At 63.3% G+C, this 20542-nt stretch carries 19 protein-coding genes; 5 read left to right on the forward strand and 14 right to left on the reverse strand.

Features of this window, described 5'->3' with window-relative positions; all coding sequences use genetic code 11:
• Nucleotides 1-30 precede the first annotated feature (30 nt).
• On the reverse strand, nt 31-2160 hold the full coding sequence (katE, locus tag CAF78_RS16770; RefSeq protein ID WP_085676616.1) for a catalase HPII: 2130 nt from the start codon (nt 2158-2160) through the stop codon (nt 31-33).
• A gap of 222 nt (nt 2161-2382) precedes the next feature.
• Here katE and CAF78_RS16775 point away from each other — a divergent pair, with 222 nt between their 5' ends.
• From CAF78_RS16775 to CAF78_RS16785, 3 genes are all read left to right on the forward strand, one after another.
• Nucleotides 2383-3390 (forward strand): methionine ABC transporter ATP-binding protein, encoded by a 1008-nt coding sequence (locus tag CAF78_RS16775; protein ID WP_085676615.1) that lies wholly within the window; start codon nt 2383-2385, stop codon nt 3388-3390.
• Nucleotides 3390-4061: a methionine ABC transporter permease gene (locus CAF78_RS16780; RefSeq protein ID WP_010951513.1), complete on the forward strand. Its 672-nt coding sequence runs from the start codon at nt 3390-3392 to the stop codon at nt 4059-4061. Before CAF78_RS16775 ends, CAF78_RS16780 begins: the two co-directional genes overlap by 1 nt.
• A 64-nt stretch (nt 4062-4125) precedes the next feature.
• Complete coding sequence (locus CAF78_RS16785; protein ID WP_085676614.1) at nt 4126-4896, forward strand: MetQ/NlpA family ABC transporter substrate-binding protein; 771 nt, start codon at nt 4126-4128, stop codon at nt 4894-4896.
• A gap of 119 nt (nt 4897-5015) precedes the next feature.
• Here the strand turns inward: CAF78_RS16785 and CAF78_RS16790 are convergent, their stop codons facing one another.
• Genes CAF78_RS16790 through CAF78_RS16810 form a run of 5 tightly spaced genes read right to left on the reverse strand, consistent with a single transcriptional unit; the run spans nt 5016 to nt 8899 of the window.
• Nucleotides 5016-5648: an SCO family protein gene (locus tag CAF78_RS16790; RefSeq protein WP_085676613.1), complete on the reverse strand. Its 633-nt coding sequence runs from the start codon at nt 5646-5648 to the stop codon at nt 5016-5018.
• Complete coding sequence (gene cyoE, locus CAF78_RS16795) at nt 5645-6538, reverse strand: heme o synthase (RefSeq protein ID WP_085676612.1); 894 nt, start codon at nt 6536-6538, stop codon at nt 5645-5647. The genes CAF78_RS16790 and cyoE overlap by 4 nt, the downstream gene beginning before the upstream one ends.
• On the reverse strand, nt 6523-7602 hold the full coding sequence (locus CAF78_RS16800) for a heme A synthase (RefSeq protein WP_085676611.1): 1080 nt from the start codon (nt 7600-7602) through the stop codon (nt 6523-6525). Before CAF78_RS16800 ends, cyoE begins: the two co-directional genes overlap by 16 nt.
• Nucleotides 7603-7611: 9 nt before the next feature.
• On the reverse strand, nt 7612-8193 hold the full coding sequence (locus CAF78_RS16805; protein WP_085676610.1) for a hypothetical protein: 582 nt from the start codon (nt 8191-8193) through the stop codon (nt 7612-7614).
• A complete protein-coding gene (locus CAF78_RS16810) occupies nt 8162-8899 on the reverse strand; it encodes an SURF1 family protein (RefSeq protein WP_085676660.1) in 738 nt (245 codons plus the stop codon). Before CAF78_RS16810 ends, CAF78_RS16805 begins: the two co-directional genes overlap by 32 nt.
• Before the next feature lie 51 nt (nt 8900-8950).
• On the opposite strand from CAF78_RS16810, the gene CAF78_RS16815 reads away from it, so the two are divergent.
• Nucleotides 8951-9154: a twin transmembrane helix small protein gene (locus CAF78_RS16815; protein ID WP_060507818.1), complete on the forward strand. Its 204-nt coding sequence runs from the start codon at nt 8951-8953 to the stop codon at nt 9152-9154.
• Between the two features lie 97 nt (nt 9155-9251).
• Here the strand turns inward: CAF78_RS16815 and CAF78_RS16820 are convergent, their stop codons facing one another.
• The 4 genes from CAF78_RS16820 to coxB are packed head-to-tail and all read right to left on the reverse strand — an operon-like array spanning nt 9252 to nt 13493.
• Complete coding sequence (locus CAF78_RS16820) at nt 9252-10139, reverse strand: cytochrome c oxidase subunit 3 (protein ID WP_085676609.1); 888 nt, start codon at nt 10137-10139, stop codon at nt 9252-9254.
• A 16-nt stretch (nt 10140-10155) separates the two neighbouring features.
• A complete protein-coding gene (locus CAF78_RS16825) occupies nt 10156-10722 on the reverse strand; it encodes a cytochrome c oxidase assembly protein (RefSeq protein WP_085676608.1) in 567 nt (188 codons plus the stop codon).
• A 10-nt stretch (nt 10723-10732) separates the two neighbouring features.
• On the reverse strand, nt 10733-12322 hold the full coding sequence (gene ctaD, locus CAF78_RS16830; protein WP_085676607.1) for a cytochrome c oxidase subunit I: 1590 nt from the start codon (nt 12320-12322) through the stop codon (nt 10733-10735).
• 43 nt (nt 12323-12365) lie between these two features.
• Nucleotides 12366-13493, reverse strand: a complete 1128-nt coding sequence (gene coxB, locus CAF78_RS16835; protein WP_085676606.1) for a cytochrome c oxidase subunit II — start codon at nt 13491-13493, stop codon at nt 12366-12368.
• 368 nt (nt 13494-13861) lie between these two features.
• On the opposite strand from coxB, the gene CAF78_RS16840 reads away from it, so the two are divergent.
• Nucleotides 13862-14503, forward strand: a complete 642-nt coding sequence (locus CAF78_RS16840) for a hypothetical protein (protein ID WP_085676605.1) — start codon at nt 13862-13864, stop codon at nt 14501-14503.
• Nucleotides 14504-14617: 114 nt separating this feature from the next.
• On the opposite strand, the gene CAF78_RS16845 is transcribed toward CAF78_RS16840, so the two are convergent.
• From CAF78_RS16845 to CAF78_RS16860, 4 genes are all read right to left on the reverse strand, one after another.
• Entirely contained in the window at nt 14618-16153 is a 1536-nt protein-coding gene (locus tag CAF78_RS16845) for a SulP family inorganic anion transporter (RefSeq protein ID WP_176247321.1), read from the reverse strand.
• 191 nt (nt 16154-16344) lie between these two features.
• Nucleotides 16345-17064 carry a carbonic anhydrase gene (locus CAF78_RS16850; protein WP_085676604.1) on the reverse strand — a complete coding sequence of 240 codons (720 nt, stop codon included), beginning with the start codon at nt 17062-17064 and terminating at the stop codon, nt 16345-16347.
• A 293-nt stretch (nt 17065-17357) separates the two neighbouring features.
• Nucleotides 17358-18416 carry a PA0069 family radical SAM protein gene (locus CAF78_RS16855; RefSeq protein WP_085676603.1) on the reverse strand — a complete coding sequence of 353 codons (1059 nt, stop codon included), beginning with the start codon at nt 18414-18416 and terminating at the stop codon, nt 17358-17360.
• A gap of 66 nt (nt 18417-18482) precedes the next feature.
• Complete coding sequence (locus CAF78_RS16860; RefSeq protein WP_085676602.1) at nt 18483-20477, reverse strand: M3 family metallopeptidase; 1995 nt, start codon at nt 20475-20477, stop codon at nt 18483-18485.
• Between the last annotated feature and the right edge of the window lie 65 nt (nt 20478-20542).

Genomic DNA, 20542 nt, shown 5'->3' on the forward strand with positions numbered 1-20542 from the left:
GGGAGCGGGCTTGCCCGCGAAGAGGCCCTGTCAGGCAGGAATAGATTCTGCGGCAGCCTCCCGCTCCCACACCCGATGCCCTTCAACCGCTTTGACAAAGGCATCGATCACCTTCTGCTCGTCCCCAAGCAGCAAACCCTTGTCCTCCTTGAGCCCCAGGCTGTTCAGCAAGTCCTTGGTCAGCACCATCGCCTTCAGATGCTTGTAGCCCTCCAGCAGAAAGTGCTTCGCCAGCCCACTGGAAGCCAAGGCCTTGTCCACCCCGTTGGGCACGACAATCCCGTCGAACATGATCGACGGCATCCCCTCCATCGACGCATCTACCGGCAGCTGCTTGCCATCCGCCGTCTTGACCGGCGCCGAAGTTGGCCCCAACAGCTTCGGCCGAGCGCTTTCGGCCTCCAGCGCCTTGACCAGCTTGTCGACGCTTGCGCCGTCTACACCATCGGCTACCAGCACCGCGATCTTGCGACCCTTGATGCCCACCACACCGGGGTGGTTCATCTGGCTCAAGGACGGCGATTTCGCAAGCTGGCTACCCTTGACCTGCACCGTACCGGCCTTGGGAGCTGGCAGGCCAAGGTTGGCAGCGACGGCGGCGGCCAGCTTCAGGTCGATGTTGGCAAGGATCTCATTCACCTGGCGCGCTCGAATGTGCTCACGCTCGACCTTGCCCAACTCGAAGCTGTAGGCCTTGATGATGTGCTGCTGCTCGGTCGCACTCATGCTCTGGAAGAACAGTCGCGCCTGTGAGAAGTGATCCCCGAACGACTCGCTGCGCTGGCGAATCTTGTGCGCGTCGATGCGTTCCTGGTAGCTCTCGAAGCCCCCATCCTGAGCAGCAGGTGGCGTTTCTTTCGGCCAGCCGCCGTCGATCGAATTAGGCTCATAGGAAGCTCGCCCTTTGTGCACCACATGCTGATGAAGCGCATCGCGCTGATTGTTGTGGTTTGGCGCAACGGGCTGGTTGATCGGGATCTGGTGAAAATTCGGCCCGCCAAGACGGCTGATCTGGGTGTCGGTGTAGGAGAACAGCCGGCCCTGCAGCAACGGGTCATTGGTGAAATCGATTCCCGGCACGATATGGCCTGGGCAGAAGGCAACCTGCTCCACCTCAGCGAAGAAGTTGTCCGGGTTACGGTTGAGCACCATCTTGCCCAGCGGCGTAACCGGCACCAGCTCTTCGGGAATGATCTTGGTTGGGTCGAGCAGGTCGAAGTCGAACTTGTGTTCATCCGCCTCAGGCACGATCTGCACGCCCAGTTCCCATTCCGGATAATCGCCCGTCTCAATGGCTTCCCACAGGTCCCGGCGCTGAAAGTCGGTGTCTTTGCCTGCAAGTTTCTGAGCCTCGTCCCACAAAAGCGAGTGCACACCCTGGCGCGGCTTCCAGTGGAACTTGACGAAGCTCGCCACGCCCTGGGCATTGATCAGGCGGAAGGTATGCACGCCGAAGCCTTCCATCATCCGCAGGCTGCGGGGGATGGCGCGGTCGGACATGGCCCAGATGACCATGTGGGCGGATTCCGGCACCAGCGAGACAAAGTCCCAGAAGGTGTCGTGAGCCGAACCACCGGTGGGGATTTCGTTATGCGGCTCCGGTTTCACTGCGTGCACGAAATCCGGGAATTTGATCGCGTCCTGAATGAAGAAGACTGGCATGTTGTTACCCACCAGGTCGAAATTGCCTTCATCCGTATAGAACTTCACGGCGAACCCGCGCACGTCGCGCACCGTGTCGCCCGAGCCGCGCGGGCCTTGCACAGTGGAAAACCGCACGAATACCGGGGTGATCTTCTCGGGGTCCTGCAGGAAGCCCGCCTTGGTCAGCTCGGCGTGATTGCCGTAGCTCTGGAAGAAGCCATGCGCGCCGGTGCCACGGGCATGCACGATACGTTCAGGGATGCGCTCGTGGTCAAAGTGGGTGATCTTCTCGCGCATGATGAAGTCTTCGAGCAGCGATGGTCCGCGCGGGCCAGCCTTGAGCGTGTTCTGGTTGTCGGCGATGCGCACGCCCTGGTTGGTCCGCAGGGCCTGGCCGGTGGCATCGCTGCGAGCCACTTCCAGGGCCTGCAGTTTGCTGTTGGAATTGGCCCGATCGGGGGTGTCGGTACCGGCGAGTTGGCTCTGTTTCGGCGAATCCGGTTTCTTGCTGGGCATCACGGCTCTCCTTATCAGTCTTCAGTGCCCTGGTCGGGCTTGTTCAAGTAGTGACTGGAGGGCTTTGTCGAGCGTTCAATCAGGATTACCGGTTGTCGCGATATGCCCGAAGGATTGGTGCATTACGAAATAAATGCTAAGAACAGCTATGGGAAAAGGCTAAAATGCGCGACCCCAGCCAACCGCTGACCCAAATTCCATGCGCCCCACAAGGTTCGCTACGTGATCGAGTTCCAACAGGTACACAAGACCTACCGCGTCGCCGGTAGGGAAATCCCCGCACTGAATCCGACCAGCCTGACCATTGAAAATGGCCAGGTGTTCGGCCTGATCGGCCATTCCGGCGCTGGTAAAAGCACCATGCTGCGCCTGATCAACCGCCTCGAAGAGCCCTCTGGCGGCACGATCATCGTCGACGGCGAAGACGTCACCGCGTTCAACGCCAGCCAGCTGCGCGGCTTCCGCCAGCAGGTCGGGATGATCTTCCAGCACTTCAACCTGCTGGCATCCAAGACGGTCGCCGACAACGTCGCCCTGCCGCTGACCCTGGCCGGCGAGCTGTCGCGCAGCGAGATCGACCAGCGTGTCACCGAGCTGCTGGCCCGCGTCGGCCTGCAGGACCACGCAAAGAAATACCCGGCCCAGCTCTCCGGCGGGCAAAAGCAGCGCGTCGGCATCGCCCGCGCGCTGTCGACCAACCCGAAGATCCTGCTGTGCGACGAAGCCACCAGCGCCCTCGACCCGCAGACCACCGCTTCGGTGCTGCAACTGCTGGCCGAGATCAACCGTGAGCTGAAGCTGACCATCGTGCTGATCACCCACGAAATGGACGTGATCCGCCGTGTCTGCGACCGCGTGGCGGTGATGGACGCCGGCCAGATCGTCGAGCAAGGCTCGGTGGCCGAAGTGTTCCTGCACCCGCAGCACCCGACCACCAAGCGTTTCGTCCAGGAAGACGAGCAGGTCGACGAAGGCGAACAGCGCGACGACTTCGCCCACGTGCCAGGCCGTATCGTGCGCCTGACCTTCCAGGGCGACGCCACCTACGCGCCGCTGCTGGGTACCGTGGCCCGTGAAACCGGTGTGGACTACAGCATCCTCGCCGGGCGTATCGACCGCATCAAGGATGTCCCCTATGGCCAGCTCACCCTCGCCCTGATCGGCGGAGACATGGAAGCGGCCTTCGCCCGCTTCAAGGCAGCTGATGTACATATGGAGGTACTGCGTTGATGGACGCCCTGAATTTCTTCGCCAACGTCGACTGGGCCGAAATCTGGCTGGCCACCGTCGATACCATGATCATGCTGTTCGGCTCGCTGTTCTTCACCGTGCTGCTCGGCCTGCCGCTGGGCGTGCTGCTGTTCCTCTGCGGGCCGAAGCAGATGTTCGAGCAGAAGGGCGTGTATGCGCTGCTGTCGCTGGTGGTCAACATCCTGCGCTCGCTGCCGTTCATCATCCTGCTGATCGTGATGATCCCGTTCACCGTGCTGATCACCGGCACCTCGCTGGGCGTCGCCGGCGCCATCCCGCCGCTGGTGGTGGGTGCCACGCCGTTCTTCGCGCGCCTGGTGGAAACCGCCCTGCGCGAGGTGGACCGCGGCATCATCGAGGCCACCCAGTCGATGGGCGCCACCACTCGCCAGATCATCACCAGCGCGCTGCTGCCGGAGGCCCGCCCGGGCATCTTCGCGGCGATTACCGTCACCGCCATCACCCTGGTGTCGTACACCGCCATGGCCGGTGTGGTCGGCGCTGGCGGCCTCGGCGACCTGGCCATCCGCTTCGGTTACCAGCGTTTCCAGACCGATGTGATGGTCGTCACCGTGGTGCTGTTGCTGGTGCTGGTTCAAGTGCTGCAGAGCGTGGGCGACAAACTGGTCGTGCATTTTTCCCGTAAGTAACCCCAATGGGGTCGGCCCGGCCGACCCGTTCGGGGGCCGTCGCGGCCCTCACAAGGAGTGATTCATGAAGAAGCTGCTTGCTGTCGCTGCCGCCGTTGCGGCCTTCTCGGCCCACGCCGGTGATCTGTCCGTCGCCGCCACCCCGGTGCCGCACGCCGAAATCCTCAACTTCGTCAAACCGCAACTGGCGAAAGAGGGCGTCAACCTCAAGGTGAAGGAGTTCACCGACTATATCCAGCCGAACGTGCAAGTCGCCGAAAAGCGCCTGGACGCCAACTTCTTCCAGCACCAGCCGTACCTGGATGAGTTCAACAAGGCCAAGGGCACCAACCTGGTCAGCGTTGCCGGCGTGCACATCGAGCCGCTGGGCGTGTACTCGACCAAGATCAAGAAGCTCGACGAGCTGTCCTCCGGCGCCACCGTGGTCATCCCCAACGACGCCACCAACGGCGGCCGCGCCCTGCTGCTGCTGGACAAGGCCGGCGTGATCAAGCTCAAGGACAACACCAACATCCTGTCGACCGTGAAGGACGTTGCCGAGAACCCGAAAAGCGTGAAGTTCCGTGAGCTGGAAGCAGCCACCATCCCGCGCGTGCTGACCCAGGTCGATATCGCCCTGATCAACACCAACTACGCGTTGGAAGCCAAGCTGAACCCGGAGAAGGACGCGCTGGCCATCGAAGGCAGCGACTCGCCGTACGTGAACATCCTGGTTGCCCGCCCGGACAACAAGGATTCGGAAGACATGAAGAAACTGGCGGCTGCCCTGCACTCGCCTGAGGTGAAGCAGTTCATCGTCGAGAAGTACAAGGGCGCTGTGGTTCCGGCCTTCTAAGCCGTCACGTCGCGCTGGATTCTTCGCGGGCAAGCCCGCTCCCACAGGATTACCGCTAGCCTCAGGCTTGTCGATATCACTGTGGGAGCGGGCTTGCCCGCGAAGCTTTTAAAACCCCATCAATCCCGTTTAACCAGCCCGGGCAGTTGCGCCACCAGCTTCTGGTTGTTGAACGGCGCACGAATGAACCCACGCTGGCGCCCATCCGGCCCGACGATCGCCAGGTTGCCGCTGTGATCCACGGTATACCCCGGCTTGCTGGTATCCGCCGGAATGAACGGGATGCTCAAGGCATTGGCCAGCTTCTGGGTATCTTCGATCGAGCCCGCCACCCCGACGAAATCCTTGTCGAAATAGCCCAGGTACTGCTTGAGCTGGTTCGGCGTATCGCGGTTCGGGTCCACGCTCACCAGCACCACCTGCAGCCGGTCCACGGCCTCCTTGGGCAGCTCGCTCTTCACCTGGCGCAACTGGGCCAAGGTGGTCGGGCAGATGTCCGGGCAGTAGGTGTAGCCGAAGAACAGCAGCGACCATTTGCCCTTCAGGTCGTCCAGCTGTACTGGCTGGCCATCCTGGTTGGTCATGGTCACGTCAGCCACCGTGCGGCTCTGCGGCAACAGAATGATGCCAGCGTCGATCAGCTCGGTGGGGTTGAGCTGGCCACGGCCATTGAGCACCTTGTTGACGGTAAGGCCCAGGATCAGCGCGACCAGGGCGACGAGGATAAAGACGGTTTTCTGGGTTCGGGTCATAGATTCAGCAACAGGTAGTGGTCAACGAGCAATGCGATGAACAGCGCGAACAGGTAGCCGATGGAGTACTTGAAGGTGCCGATCGCCGCGTGCGGCCGGCTGCCACGGTACAACACCCAGGCCCATTGCAGGAAGCGCAGGCCCAGCCCCAGGGCACAGGCCAGGTACAGCAGGCCGCTCATGTGGATGGCAAACGGCAGCAGGCTCACCGCCAGCAATATCAGGCTGTACAGCAGGATATGCAGCTTGGTGTAACGCTCGCCATGGGTGACCGGCAGCATCGGGATATCGGCTTTGGCGTACTCTTCCTTGCGGTGGATGGCCAGCGCCCAGAAGTGCGGCGGCGTCCAGGCGAAGATGATCAGCACCAGCAGCAGGGGCTCGGCGCTGACATGGCCACTCACCGCGACCCAACCCAGCAACGGCGGCGCGGCGCCGGCCAGGCCTCCAATGACGATGTTCTGCGGCGTGGCACGCTTGAGAAAGCCGGTGTAGAGCACCGCATAGCCTAGCAAGGAGGCCAAGGTCAGCCAGGCGGTGAGGGCATTGGTGAACACCAGCAGCAGGGCCATGCCAAGCAACGCCAGGGTCAGGGCGAACAGCAACGCCGGCAATGGCTCGACTCGGCCCTGGGCCAACGGCCGCTTGTGGGTACGCGCCATCAGTGCGTCGATGCGCCGGTCCACCACGTGGTTGACCACTGCCGCGCTGCCCGCGCACAGGGCGATCCCCAGGTTGCCGAACAGCAGCACACCCCAGCCGACCCCGGCACGGGTCGCCAGGAACATGCCCGCCAGCGACGTGATCAGCATCAGCACCACCACCTTGGGCTTGGTCAGCTCCAGGTAATCGCGCCAGCCGGCACGCCGTACGCTCAGAAGCGTCGCCACGAATCGTTCCTCATGTGATGGCTGATGCTCACCCCGGCCACGGGCCGCAGGCGCCAGCCATGGCCAACCCCGACACGCACCTTGTCGACCACGCGGATGCGGTAGTTCACCAGCACCATGCTCAGCAGCAGCAGCGCACCGCCGGCGTTATGCGCCACCGCCACGGCCAATGGCAGGTGGAACAGCACATTGCTGATGCCCAGGCCAAGCTGCACCGCCAGCGCCAGCAACACCAGCCGCGACAAGCCAGTGAGGCCACAGCGGTGCAGCTTCCAGCTGAGCATCAGCAGCACACAGGTCACCAGCAGCGCACCCAGGCGATGGCTGATGTGGATGGCCGTGCGCGCATCGCTGTCGAGCTGGCCGCCCAGGTAGTTGGGGCCGACATGCTGGGTGAGGTGGAAGCCGTTGCTGAAGTCTGCCGCCGGCCACCACTGGCCGTGGCAAGTGGGCAGGTCGATGCAGGCGACCGCCGCATAGTTGGCACTGACCCAGCCACCCAGGGCGATCTGGCCGATCACCACCAGCAACGCCAGTGCTGCTATCCGCCGCAGGCTGAGCGGCAGTTTCGGCAAGGGCGCAAAGGCCCGGGATAGACGCAGGGAAAGCAGGAACAGCAGGCTCAGGGTGGTGAAACCACCGAGCAGGTGTGCTGTGACCACTTGCGGCCACAGCTTCAGGGTGACGGTCCACATGCCGAATGCCGCCTGTGCCAGCACCACGCCCAGCAACAGCAGGGGCAACCGATAAGGCTGGCCATCGCGGGCATGCCGGCGCAGCGCCTGCAAGGCGAGCAGGGCGATCACCACGGCGAGGGTGCCGGCGAAATAGCGGTGGACCATCTCGGCCCAGCCCTTGGCCTCTTCCACCGGATGGTCGGGGAAGTGCAGCTCGGCATGGGCCAGCTGCGCTTCGCTCTTGGGCACGCTGATGAAGCCATAGCAACCAGGCCAGTCGGGGCAGCCGAGCCCGGCGTGGGTCAGGCGGGTGTAGGCACCGAGCAGGACGACCAGCAGTGCCAGCAGGGTGGCGAACACAGCGATGCGGAATCCGGGTCTGGCCATGGCAGGCTCCTAGCCGATGTTGGACAGCTTGAGCAGGTGACGCAGGTCGTCGAGCACGTGCTTGCCGTTGACCTTGGCGTCGTAGCGCAGCACCAGGTTGCCGTGCGGGTCGACAATCCACAGTTGCGGGCCGGGTTCGCCAACCTTCTGCAGGTAGCGCTGGGCATCCAGCGGGTAGCGCTGCAACTGCGGATATTCACGCTCAAGCTGTGCCTGGTAGTCGCTGGCCAACGGCTGGGCGGCGGCCAAGGCGTGGCTGGCACGGCTGGCGTCGCGGCCCAGGCCGACCTGGATCTGCCGCACCAGGTACACCAGGCGCTGGCACTCCTCGGCACAGGCGGCCGGGGCGCTGACCAGCAATTGCCAGCGCTGGTCCTCGCCAGCGATGCCGATGTCGGCGCGGCGCTCGCCGTTGCCGATCATCGAGCCGTGGTAGCTGCGGCCCTCCGGCACCCAGAACTGGAGTTTGTACATGCAGGTGGCCAGGATCATCGGCCCGAGCACCACCAGCAAGATCAACAACAGCTGCAAACGCCCGCGGGCTCTGGGCTTGCTACGTTCAGGCAGGTCCAGTGGAGTGGCGGTGGCCATGCTTTTTCTCCTTGTTGTTGTGCCAGCCGAAATACAGGTAGAGCAGCACCAGCGCAGTGGCCAGGGCAAACCACTGCACGGCGTAACCGAGGTGTTTTTCCGGGCCCATGGCGACGATCGGCCAGTCCAGCCGATAAGCCGCCGGGCCGGGCTCCAGGCGTAATTCATGGGCAAAGCCTTCGCGATCCAGCTGCTGCCAGACCTGCGCAGCGTCGACCGCCGTGAGCAGGTGCGGCCATTGCTCCCCGACCGGGTCGGGGTGCAACTGGAAGGTGCTGCCCGGCGCCACATACACCGACGCGTTCAGTGCCAGGGCCTGGTCGGGCGTGTCGAAGTGCACCGGCACGCGGCGGTCGGGCCACGCCAGCCAGCCGCGGTTGACCAGCAGCCACAGGCCGCTGGCCTGGTCATGGAAGGGTTGCAACAGCTCGACACCGGCCTGGCCGTCCCGCATGCGGTTGTCCAGCAGCAGGCTGTGCTCGGCGTCAAACCGTCCGTACAAATGAACCCGACGGAAGGCGGCGTCCTGCGTTTGCAGCAGCTGGGTGGTAGCCAGCGGGGCATCGACCTCACGCTCGGCATACGTCGCCAGCAGCACGCGCTTTTCTTCGGCCCGGCCGAGCTGCCAGCAGCCAAGCGCGATCAGCCCCGGCAGCAGCGCAAGCACCACCAGGGTCGGTATCCAGCCAGGGCGAAACGGCCTCACCGGCGCCTCGCTATACTTATCCACATCACCGCATCCCCCCGGAGAAGCGCCATGCTCAAGGCCGCGATAGTCCTGATGCTGTTGGCCACGGTTGCCAGCCTGTTCAGTGGCCTGGTGTTCCTGGTCAAGGACGATGAAAACTCGACCCGCCTGCTAAAAGCGCTGACTGTGCGGGTGGCTCTCGCCACCCTCACCATCGGCCTGGTGGCCTGGGGCTTCATCAGCGGCCAGCTGGTCTCCCACGCCCCTTTTTGAAATGATCCTCCAACCCTGTGGGAGCGGGCTTGCCCGCGAATGCGTCGGTACATTCAACATCGCATTCGCGGGCGAGCCCGCTCCCACAGGGTAATCGTCAAAGCACATACACAAAGATGAACAGCCCCACCCACACCACATCGACGAAGTGCCAGTACCAGCTCGCCGCCTCGAAACCGAAGTGTTTGTCGGGGTTGAAGTGCCCGCGCAGGATGCGCACGAACATCACGATCAGGATGATCGTGCCCAAGGTCACGTGGGCACCGTGGAAACCGGTGAGCATGAAGAACGTCGCGCCATAGATGCCCGAGCCCAGGGTCAGCCCCAGCTTGGTGTAGGCCTCGTGGTACTCGTAGGCCTGCAGCGAGATGAAGCTGATACCCAGGAGGATGGTCAGCGCCATCCAGAATTTCAGCGGGCCACGATGGTCACGGCGCAAGGCGTGGTGAGCGATGGTGATGGTCACGCTGGAGCTGACCAGCAAAATGGTGTTGATCAGCGGCAGGTGCCACGGGTCGATCACTTCCTTGGGCGGCGGGAACAGTTTCGGGTCCGGCGTGTGCAGCAGCGGCCAGGTGAACTCGAAGGTCGGCCACAGCATGTGTGCCACCCCTTTGGCCCCGTCACCGCCCAGCCACGGCCCAGCCAGCACGCGCACGTAGAACAGCGCGCCGAAGAAGGCCAGGAAGAACATCACTTCCGAGAAGATGAACCAGCTCATGCCCCAACGGAACGAACGGTCCAGCTGCGGGCTGTACAAGCCGGCGCGGCTCTCCTTGACCACCGCGCCGAACCAGCCGAACAGCATGTAGGCCAGGAACAGCGCGCCGACAAAGAAGATCAGCGGCCCGTGCGAGGACGGGTGGCCGGCCTTCATGTCGTTGAACCAGGTGCCCAGGCCGAACACCGTTATGAACATGCCGATGGTGGCGATGATCGGCCACTTGCTCTGCGCCGGTACGTAGTAGTGCTCGTGACTTGCCATTGCCGATCTCCTTCCCTTAGCGGGGGCCCTGGGCGTTCTGCACCGCGGCATGGGCGACCGGCGGATGACGCGCAGTGATGTCGAACAAGGTGTAGGCCAGTGTCAGGTGCTTCACGCTGGCCGGCAGGTCGCGGTCGACGATGAAGCGCACCGGCATCTCGATGCGTTCGCCGGGCTGCAGCACCTGCTGGGTAAAGCAGAAGCACTCGGTCTTGTGGAAGTACGCCGCGGCCTCGGCCGGGGTGATGCTGGGGATCGCTTGCGCACTCATAGGCCGGTCGGTCGGGTTGTGGGCAATGAAGATCATCTGGTTCACCGCTCCCGGGTTGACCTCGAGCTCATCGCCGGTGGAGTAGAAGTCCCAGACCATGTCGGCGGCGTTGGTCGACATGAACTGCACCCGCACCGAGCGTGTCGGGTCGCTGACCTGGCTGCCCTCGTATTGCCCGCCGGTCTTGCCGTTGATGCCGAACGCCTTGCACATCACGTCATACATCGGTACCAAAGCGAAGCCGAAGCCGAACATGACCACCGCCAACACCAGCAGGCGGGTGACCAGGCGCTTGAGCGACGAGCCTTTCATGCCGGCGCTCCTACTTCACTTCCGGTGGGGTCTGGAAGGTGTGGTAGGGCGCAGGCGAGGGCACCGACCATTCCAGGCCCTCGGCGCCATCCCAGGGCTTGGCCGGGGCGGGTGCGCCGCCCCGGATGCACTTGATGACGATGAACAGGAAGAACAGCTGCGTGGTGCCGAACAGGAAGGCGCCGATCGACGACACCATGTTGAAGTCCGCAAACTGCAGGTTGTAGTCGGGAATACGCCGCGGCATCCCGGCCAGCCCCACGAAGTGCATGGGGAAGAAGGCCATGTTCATGCCGACGAACGACAGCCAGAAGTGCAGCTTGCCGAGGGTTTCGTCATACATGTGGCCGGTCCACTTCGGCAGCCAGTAGTAGGCCGAGGCAAAGATGCCGAAGATCGCCCCGGGCACCAGCACATAGTGGAAGTGCGCCACCACGAAGTAAGTATCGTGGTACTGGAAGTCCGCCGGGGCGATGGCCAGCATCAGCCCGGAGAAGCCGCCGATGGTGAACAGGATGACAAAGGCGATGGCGAACAGCATCGGCGTCTCGAAGCTGAGCGAGCCTTCCCACATGGTGCTGACCCAGTTGAACACCTTCACCCCGGTGGGCACGGCGATGAGCATGGTGGCGTACATGAAGAACAGCTCGCCGACCACCGGGATGCCGACCACGAACATGTGGTGGGCCCAGACGATGAACGACAGGAAGGCAATGGCGCCGGTGGCGTACACCATCGAGGTGTAGCCAAACAGCGGCTTGCGCGAGAACGCCGGAATGATCGAGCTGACCGCGCCAAAGGCCGGCAGGATCATGATGTACACCTCGGGGTGGCCGAAGAACCAGAACACATGCTGGAACAGCACCGGGTCACCGCCACCGGCGGCGCTGAAGAAGCTGGTGCCGAAGTGGATGTCCATCAGCATCATGGTCACCACCCCGGCCAGCACCGGCATCACCGCGATCAGCAGAAACGCGGTGATCAGCCAGGTCCAGACGAACAGCGGCATCTTCATCAGGGTCATGCCCGGGGCGCGCAGGTTGAGGATGGTGGCGATCACGTTGATCGCACCCATGATCGAGCTGATGCCCATCAGGTGGATGGCGAAGATGAAGAAGGTGACGCTGGCCGGCGCGTAGGTGGTCGACAGCGGGGCGTAGAAGGTCCAGCCGAAGTTCGGCCCGCCGCCTGGGCTGAACAGGGTGGAAACCAGCAGCAGGAAGGCCGCCGGCAACAGCCAGAAGCTGAAGTTGTTCATCCGCGGCAGGGCCATGTCGGGCGCGCCGATCATCAGCGGGATCATCCAGTTGGCCAGGCCGACGAACGCTGGCATCACCGCGCCGAACACCATGATCAGGCCGTGCATGGTGGTCATCTGGTTGAAGAACGCCGGCTCCACGATCTGCAGCCCGGGCTGGAACAGCTCGGCGCGGATCACCATGGCGAACGAGCCGCCAAGCAGGAACATCGTGAAGGCGAACCACAGGTACATCGTGCCGATGTCCTTGTGGTTGGTGGTCAGCACCCAGCGCATCAGGCCCTTGGCCGGGCCGTGGGCGTGGTCATGGCCGTGGGCGTGGTCGTCGATCACTGCACTCATGTCCTGTCTCCTGCAATCCGCTGATTGCCGCGCAAAACCCGGTTCACTTGGCTTCTGCCTGCTTGAGCGCCAGCACGTCCTTCGGCGTGACCATGTCGCCCTTGTTGTTGCCCCAGGCGTTGCGCTCATAGGTGACCACGGCGGCGATGTCGACTTCCGAGAGCTGTTTGCCGAATGCGGCCATTGCCGTGCCCGGGCGACCGTGGAACACCACGCCCAGGTGTTCTTCCTTCGGCCCGGTGGCCACTTTCGAGCCTTTGAGCGCCGGGAACATCGGTGGCAGGCCCTGGCCTTCGGCCTGGTGACAGGCCACGCAGGTGGTGTGGTAGACCTTGTCGCCACGCTCGACCAGCTCTTCGAGGGTCCACTCCTTGCTGGTCAGTTCCTTGAGCTTGGCCGCCTCGGCCTTGCGTTCACCGAGCCAGGTGTCGTAATCGGCCTTGGACTTGACCTCGACCACCACCGGCATGAAGCCGTGGTCCTTGCCGCACAGCTCGGTGCACTGGCCGCGGTAGATTCCGGGTTTCTCGATACGGGTCCAGGCTTCGTTGACGAAGCCGGGGATGGCGTCACGCTTGACCGCGAAGGCCGGCACCCACCACGAGTGGATGACGTCGGCGGCGGTCACCAGGAAGCGCACCTTGGCACCCACCGGCAGCACCAGCGGCTGGTCGACTTCAAGCAGGTAGTGCTCGTCCTTGGGCGCCTTGTTGTGGATCTGCTCGGCGGGGGTGGCCAGGTTGCTGAAGAACTCCACATCCTGGCCAAGGTATTTGTAATGCCATTTCCACTGGTAACCGGTGACCTGAATGTCGATGTCCGATTCACTGGCGTCGTAGATGTCGATCAGGGTCTTGGTGGCCGGGATGGCCATGGCCACCAGAATCAGGAAGGGGACGATGGTCCAGAGGATTTCCACCCAGGTGTGCTCGTGAAAATGCGCTGGCTGCTGGCCGGTGGAACGGCGATGGATGACCATGGACCAGAACATCGCACCGAATACCACGATGCCGATGATCACGCAGATCCAGAAGATCGTCATGTGCAGGTCGAACACGGCGTTGGAGACTTCCGTCGCCCCCGGGTGCATGTTCACGGTCCAGGCGGCGTTGGCCTGACCAAAAACCGACCACAACAGGAGGCCCATCCAGACATGTGGATGTCGCATCATTGCGGGTTCCCCTTCTCGTTCTTGTAGTCCCGGAGGCGTGGCCTGCGGCAAGAGGGAACGGCGGTCAAGACTGCCTGGCTTCGACGACCGAGCCCCTGCAAAAGCAGTCGGGCCTCATCAACGAATCACGTTCAACGGGAGTATAGACAGCGACCAACGGCACGCAACGGCACCGGTGAAATGAACTTCACGAAATCGGTAAAAGCCCGCAAAGGTGCGAGCTTGATGGGTTATGGCAAAATAGTGGCGCCGCGATATGCCGAACGGCGCACACGTTTGCGCGATTTATAACAAATACGTCTTAGGTATGCTGTATACCGAGCTAATTTAGTGTCTTCCGTTTGAAACGTCTTGTCCCTGGAGTTGTCATGAACATCGCTGCTGTACGCGAGCAGATTAGCCAAGCCCACGATCACGAAGGCCGCACCGGCCAACTGAAAGAGCGTCTCGAGCTGCAACTGCCCCACCTGCACCCCTCGATCCAACTGCCTGAGCAGGACGCCCAGGGTACTTTGGCGCGCTTCGTCGGCGCTTACATCGATCAGGTTCCGGAGCTGCTGGAAGCCGCCCACGAGGTGGCCCGCGAAGCGGGGATCGAATCGCAGATCAAACCTGTGCTGAAGATTGCCGAGGCCTACTTCCTGCAGCCGCCGAGCGTGATGCAGGGCCATGTGGGGCTCGACTGCCTGCTGGATGAAGCCTACCTGGCGCACCGCCTGGTGGAGGAGGTCAACGACCTGTACATCCGCCACTTCCAGCAACCGCTGATCCCGGTCGACACCACGGTGGCCAACCTGATCGCCCACCAGCTGATCGGCGAAACCTTCGCCAACCAGCTGGATGAAGTGGTGCACCATTCGGTGGATGAGATGCTGGACGACGAAAGCTTCGCCGCAGAGTCGGTGGAAGCCTATCGCGAAACCCTCACCAGCCCCCAGACAGGCGAGGCCTGGAAGCGCTGGCCGTGCCTGTCGCGCCAGCTGGGTGTGGAGCTGGGCCAGCCGGCCTGATTCCTCCTGGCCGGGCCTTTATGCGGGTGAACCCGCCCCCACAGGTACAACGCGATTCCTGTAGGAGCGGGTTCACCCGCGAAGAGGCCTGGCCGGGCAACACACCCCTTCAGCTCAGGCCCCCACGCCCGCCGTGGTGCGCAGCCGCCCCTCGATCCGCCGCTTCAAGCGCCGCTGCTCGACCACCAGCCGCGCCCCATTGGCCGCATTGCTGCGGCTCCAGTCCTCGAGCAGTTCCAGGCACGAGTGGTCGATGTAGCTCAGGTTGCCCAACGGCACATGCAAGGTCGTCCCCGCCGGCACGGTATCGAGCACCTGGGTCAGCGCCGGCACCTTCAGGAAAGTCGCCGCGCCACTGAGCCGCAGCTCCATGTGACCGTCTTTCTCCAGGCTCACCAGGTTGATCTTCAGCCGCGCCGCCTTGAACGCCAGCTTCAGCAAGGTCAGGGCAAAGCCCAACAGCACGCCGGTCAGCAGGTCGGTAAAGATGATCGCCAACGCGGTAGCCGCGTAGGTGAACATCGGCATCCGACCGTAACGGCCCAGCCCGCGGAACGCCTTGAAGTCCACCAGTTTCACGCCGGTGAACACCAGCACCCCGGCCAGGCTCGCCACCGGAATCTGCTGCAGCACGCTGCTCAGCACCACCACGAACGCCAGTAGCCACAAGCCATGCAGGATTGCCGAGGCACGGGTTTGCGCGCCGGCCTGGACGTTGGCCGAGCTGCGCACGATCACCCCGGTCATGGGCAGCGCCCCGAGCACGCCACAGAGCATGTTGCCGATGCCCTGGGCCGACAACTCACGGTCGAAGTCCGAGCGCTGGCCACTGTGCATGCGGTCGACGGCGGCCGCCGACAGCAGCGTTTCGGCGCTGGCGATGAAGGCCAGGGCGAAGGCCGCCACCAGCAGGGTCGGGTCGGCCAGCTTCAACAGGTCATCCGGGCGGATCCAGTCGATCGCTTCGGAGAGGTCCGCCGGCACTTGCACCCGGTTCACCGGCAACGCCAGCCACATGGCGATGGCGGTCATCGCCGCCACGCCCAGCAAGGCGCCCGGCACGAAGCGCAGCTTCTGTGGCCGCAGGCGCTCCCAACCCCACATGATGGCAATGGTGCCCAAGCCCAGCGCACCGGCCATCCAGCCAGAGCCTGCACTTTCAAGCGGCAAGGCCGCGGCCACGGTGGAGGGGAATTCCAACAGGTTCTGCATGCCTGAGGGCTGCGGCGCCGTGTCGAACATCACATGCACCTGGGACAGCACGATCAGCACTCCGATACCGGCGAGCATGCCGTATACCACCGCCGGCGCCGTGACCCGGAACCAGCAACCCAGGCGCAAACGCCCGGCCAGCAGCTGCAGGATGCCGGCGAGCAACAGGATCGGCCCGAGCATCGCCATGCCGTGCTGGCGTACCAGCTCGAACACCAGCACTGCCAGGCCTGCCGCCGGGCCGCTGACCTGCAAGGGCGAACCCGCAAGAAAGCCCACCACGATACCGCCAATGATCCCCGTGATCAGGCCCTTGGCCGGCGGCATGCCCGACGCGATCGCAATGCCCATGCACAACGGCAGGGCGACCAGGAAGACCACCACCGACGCCAGCAACTCTCGCGGCAGGGCCGCTTTCAACTGTGTCATGTTCACCATCGTTCTCCTTTCTCTGTCGCACGGCCATTCCTCTGGCCGTGGGCACGTGTGGTCCCTGACACGCGCGCAGGCGCGGGCCGCCAGCGGGATTGCCGGCAGGGCAGTCAGGGCATTTTCAAGGCAGCCGAAGGCCGCGCCACACCCGCGTTGGGTGCAGCCGGCTATTCAAGGTTCAGCTGTGGACGGGTCGCTTAGTAGCGGCCTCTCGGAGTGGCGCTCGGGATCGGCTCGCCAGCGGCCAGGGGCAGGAAGCTGTCGCTGGCGGCGTCGTAGGCTTCGATCTTGCTGGTTTCGATGTCGTAGACCCAGCCGTGGATGTACAGCTCACCCGCTGCGAGGCGCGACGCCACCGACGGGTGCGTGCGCAGGTGATGCAGCTGGGCGATCACGTTTTCCTTGGTCAGCACTTGCATGGTTTCGTGCTCGCTGCCGCAGGAACAGTTGTTCTCGACCACGGTGCGAGCCACTTCCGCATGACGCAGCCAGGCAGAAACCGTCGGCATCTTGGTCAGCGACTGCGGGTTGAGCACCGCACGCATGGCGCCGCAGTCAGAGTGACCGCAGATGATGATGTGGTGCACCTTCAATGCCGACACGGCGTATTCGATGGCGCTGGACACGCCGCCGTTCATCTGGCCGTAAGGGGGTACCACGTTGCCGACGTTACGGGTCACGAACAGGTCGCCAGGCGAGCTCTGGGTGATCAGCTCGGGGACGATGCGCGAGTCGGCACAGGTGATGAACATGGCGCGCGGGGTTTGCGCGGTGGCGAGCTTCTTGAACAGCTCCTGCTGCTCAGGGAAGACGTCATGGTGAAAGCGCAGGAAGCCGTCGACGATGTGCTTCAGGGCGGCATCGGCGCTCTCCGCGGGGGCTTGCGGAATGACCTTGGATGGGTCCTTGACGGGCATGATTCATCCTCTTGACGGTGTGTAGGTAAATCCATTTTACCGGTGAAAGATTCTGGCTATGCGCAGATTTAGATGACGCGCGAGAGCGATAGATCACAGTCTTCGCTGGCCGGATTCCTACGCTAGCGGGGAAAACTTAACTGAAACTTAATTCGAAGGCTCTAGAACAGGCGTTCCAGATCAAAAAGGCGGGAACTGGATAATAGCAAAAAAGCATCAGCTGCCAAGAGCCATTACCGAGATTATTTGCTTGAATGAGTAGCACTAGGGATGCCTGCAAGCGCCAGCTGCTTTCAGAACAGCGCCATCTGACCACCTGGCGGGCAAAAGGCCGAGCAATCCAGCGCCTGCGCTTCCCGCCCCTCGAAGTCCAGCCGTTTCATCGCCCTGGCAAAACGCTGGGCCAGCAACTCGGCAAATACCCCCTCACCGCGCATCCGCGCACCGAAGCGGCTGTCGTACAGTTCACCACCCCGGCTCTGGCGAATCAGGCTGAGCACATGGGCGGCCCGCTGCGGGTAATGGTCCTGCAGCCACTGTTCGAACAATGGCGCCACTTCCAGCGGCAGGCGCAGCATCATGTAGGCAGCACTTTGCGCGCCCGCGTCCTTGGCAGCCTCCAGCAAACGCTCCAGTTCACTGTCGTTGATCATCGGAATCATCGGCGAACACAGCACGCCGACCGGCACACCGGCCTCGCGCAAGACGCGAATGGCCCGCAGCCTGGCATTGGGTGAGGCTGCGCGCGGCTCTAGCACCCGCTTGAGGTCATCGTCCAGGGTAGTGAGGCTGATCATCACCCGCGCCAGACGCTGGCGGGCCATTTCGGCCAGCAGGTCGAGGTCGCGCAATACCAGCGCGCCCTTGGTGACGATGGTCACCGGGTGCCGAAACCGCAGCAGTACTTCCAGGATCTGCCTTGTCAGTTGCTGCTCCCGCTCGATCGGCTGGTACGGGTCGGTGTTGGAGCCCAGGTTGATGGGTGCACAGACGTAGCCCGGCTTGCTCAACTGCTGCGCAAGCACTTCGGCTGCGTTGGTCTTGGCAATCAGCTTGGTCTCGAAATCCAGGCCTGGGGACAGGTCCCAGTAGGCATGCGAGGGGCGGGCATAGCAGTAGATGCAACCATGCTCGCAGCCTCGGTAGGGATTGATGGACCGGTCAAAGGGGAGGTCGGGGGAAGTGTTGCGGCTGATGACCGATTTGGCCGTCTCGATGCGCACCTCGGTACCCTGGGTCTGGGGCACCTCCTGATACCAGCCGTCGTCCTCCGCCACCGAGTGGCTGGGTGCGAAGCGGTTATGCGGATTGTGAGCCGTACCCCGGCCCTTTAACACTGTTGGAGGTATCATCGCCAACCCAGGATACTGTATTCATGTACAGTATCCGCATCCCTGCGAAATGACCAGCGCCTCCGGTCAGGCCAAACCATGCCAGCGCAAGTAGGCCTGCTGGTTCGGCGAGCGACCGAGGAAGGTTTCCAGCCCTTCCCTCAGCGGGCGTGACGCCCCGGGCTCGAACAGCGCCTCCTGCAATGCCTTGCCCGTGGCACGGTCCAGCAGGCCAGCGGCTTCGAAGCGGGTAAACAGGTCGAATGCATGAACATCGGCCCACAGGTAGGCATAAAAACCTGCATCGTAACCATTGGCCAGGTGATCGAAGGCATGGGCGGGCCGCTCGAAATCAGCCAACGGCCAATAACCACAACGCTCACGTGCATCGGCCAGGCGCTGGGCCAGGCTTCTGCCGTCCAGCGGCGAGCCATGCAGGTCCAGATCGAAAAGCGCCAGGCTCAGGTCACGGCCGGTGTCGCCGATGTCGGCTTGGCGATATTGCTCCAGGTAACCTTCAGCCTCGGCCCGGCTCAGGCTGCTGCCATCCTGGCGCGGGGCGGCAATGCCGGCCAGGTAGCGCGCATCCCACACCCAGCGTTCGAACAGCTTGCCGAAAAGCTCCACGCCGTCGGTACCCAGCTCAGTCACGTTGGACATCACGTGGTTGCCAGTGCGTACCAACAGGTGATGCAAGGCGTGGCCGAACTCGTGATACAGCTTGCGCAGCGCCAGGTGGTCCAGCAGCGGCTCGGCGCCCGCCAGTGCGGCTGGAACATCACTGTTCACCACCACCACCGCTGACTGATAGAGCCCCTCGGCATCCACCCGCCGGTTACGCACATAGTTGGTGAACACCGCATCGGCCTGCTTGCCGGCGTGCTGAACGGCATCCAGGTAGAAGATGCCAACACGTGCATGATCCTGCCAGGCTTCGAAGGTCTGCACGCTATCGTCCCACGTCGCCAGTGCCACGGGCCGCAGCTCAAGGGCAAAAAGTTGCTGCGCCAGGTCTGTCAGGGCCGCCACCACCGCGCTCAGCGGGAAATGCTCGCGGAACTCGGTGCCGGCATGCACCTCGCCGCCACGGTTCTGCAGATAGCCAATGTCCCAGGGCTCGACGTGCGTCAGTTGTTGATCCACGGCCTGTCGTTGCAGATCCGCACGCCATTGCTCCAGCGCAGGGCGCAGCTCCTTTGCCAGTGCATACAGGAATTCGCGTACCTGACTGGCCGAGCCGGCGCTCTTGGCAAGCAGGCTGAGGTCGAGGTGACTGGCGTGGCCCAACAAACGGGCTTTCTCGTCCAGCCGCTCGGCCACCCGTTGCAGGAGGGTACCGTTATCCAGTTCCGCGTCGCTGCGTACACCGCGCAGGTGAAAGGCGCGATAGACCTTTTCGCGCAGCGGACGATGTTGCGCCTGGTTCAGAACTGCCTCGGTGACTGCGGTTTCACAAGCAATCAGCCAGCCCTGTTGCCCAGCCGCTTGAGCCTGTACCGCCAGCTCCTCGCGCAGCCATGGCGACAGCCCCTGCAACTGCGCCTCGTTTTCGATCAGCAGCCCAGGCCGGTTGATATTGCCCAGAAACGTTGCCCGCAGCGCGCCTATTTCCGCCTGCAACTGGGCAAGGCGGGCTTTGTCCTGTTCTTCCAGCGAGGCGCCGCTGATAGCGAACTTGTCGAGGTGCCAGCGCAGGGTGGCACGCTTGGCGGCATCCAGGTTCACGCCGTTGGCCGCGCCCGCCAGGCGCTCATACAAGGCCAGCAGCCTGTTGTTGCTGAACTTCTGGTCGAATCGCATCACGGTCTTGGCGTAATAGCTGCCGAATGCCTGCCCCCAGTCCGCGCCCTTGCCCACCAGTGGCAAACACGCATAAAGCACGGCCAGTAGCTGGGCATCCAGACCATCTACTGCCAGCACCAGGTCGTCCCAGGTAGGAAGGGCCTGCTGCTGCTCGATGATCCGCGCAATGCCTTGCTCATGCGCCTCCAGCACGTAGTCGAACGCACCCACCATGTGTTCGAGGGTAATCGAGGGATAGTCGACGGGAATCTGGCTGCCTTGCAGAAGAGGATTGTCCACGGTACTTCACCTTGCTCATGTCGAGGAGCAAGCGAGCATGCATGGCTGCCAGGCGGGGAATGGCC

This window comes from Pseudomonas sp. R28(2017) (assembly GCF_002112505.1).
GTDB lineage: Bacteria > Pseudomonadota > Gammaproteobacteria > Pseudomonadales > Pseudomonadaceae > Aquipseudomonas.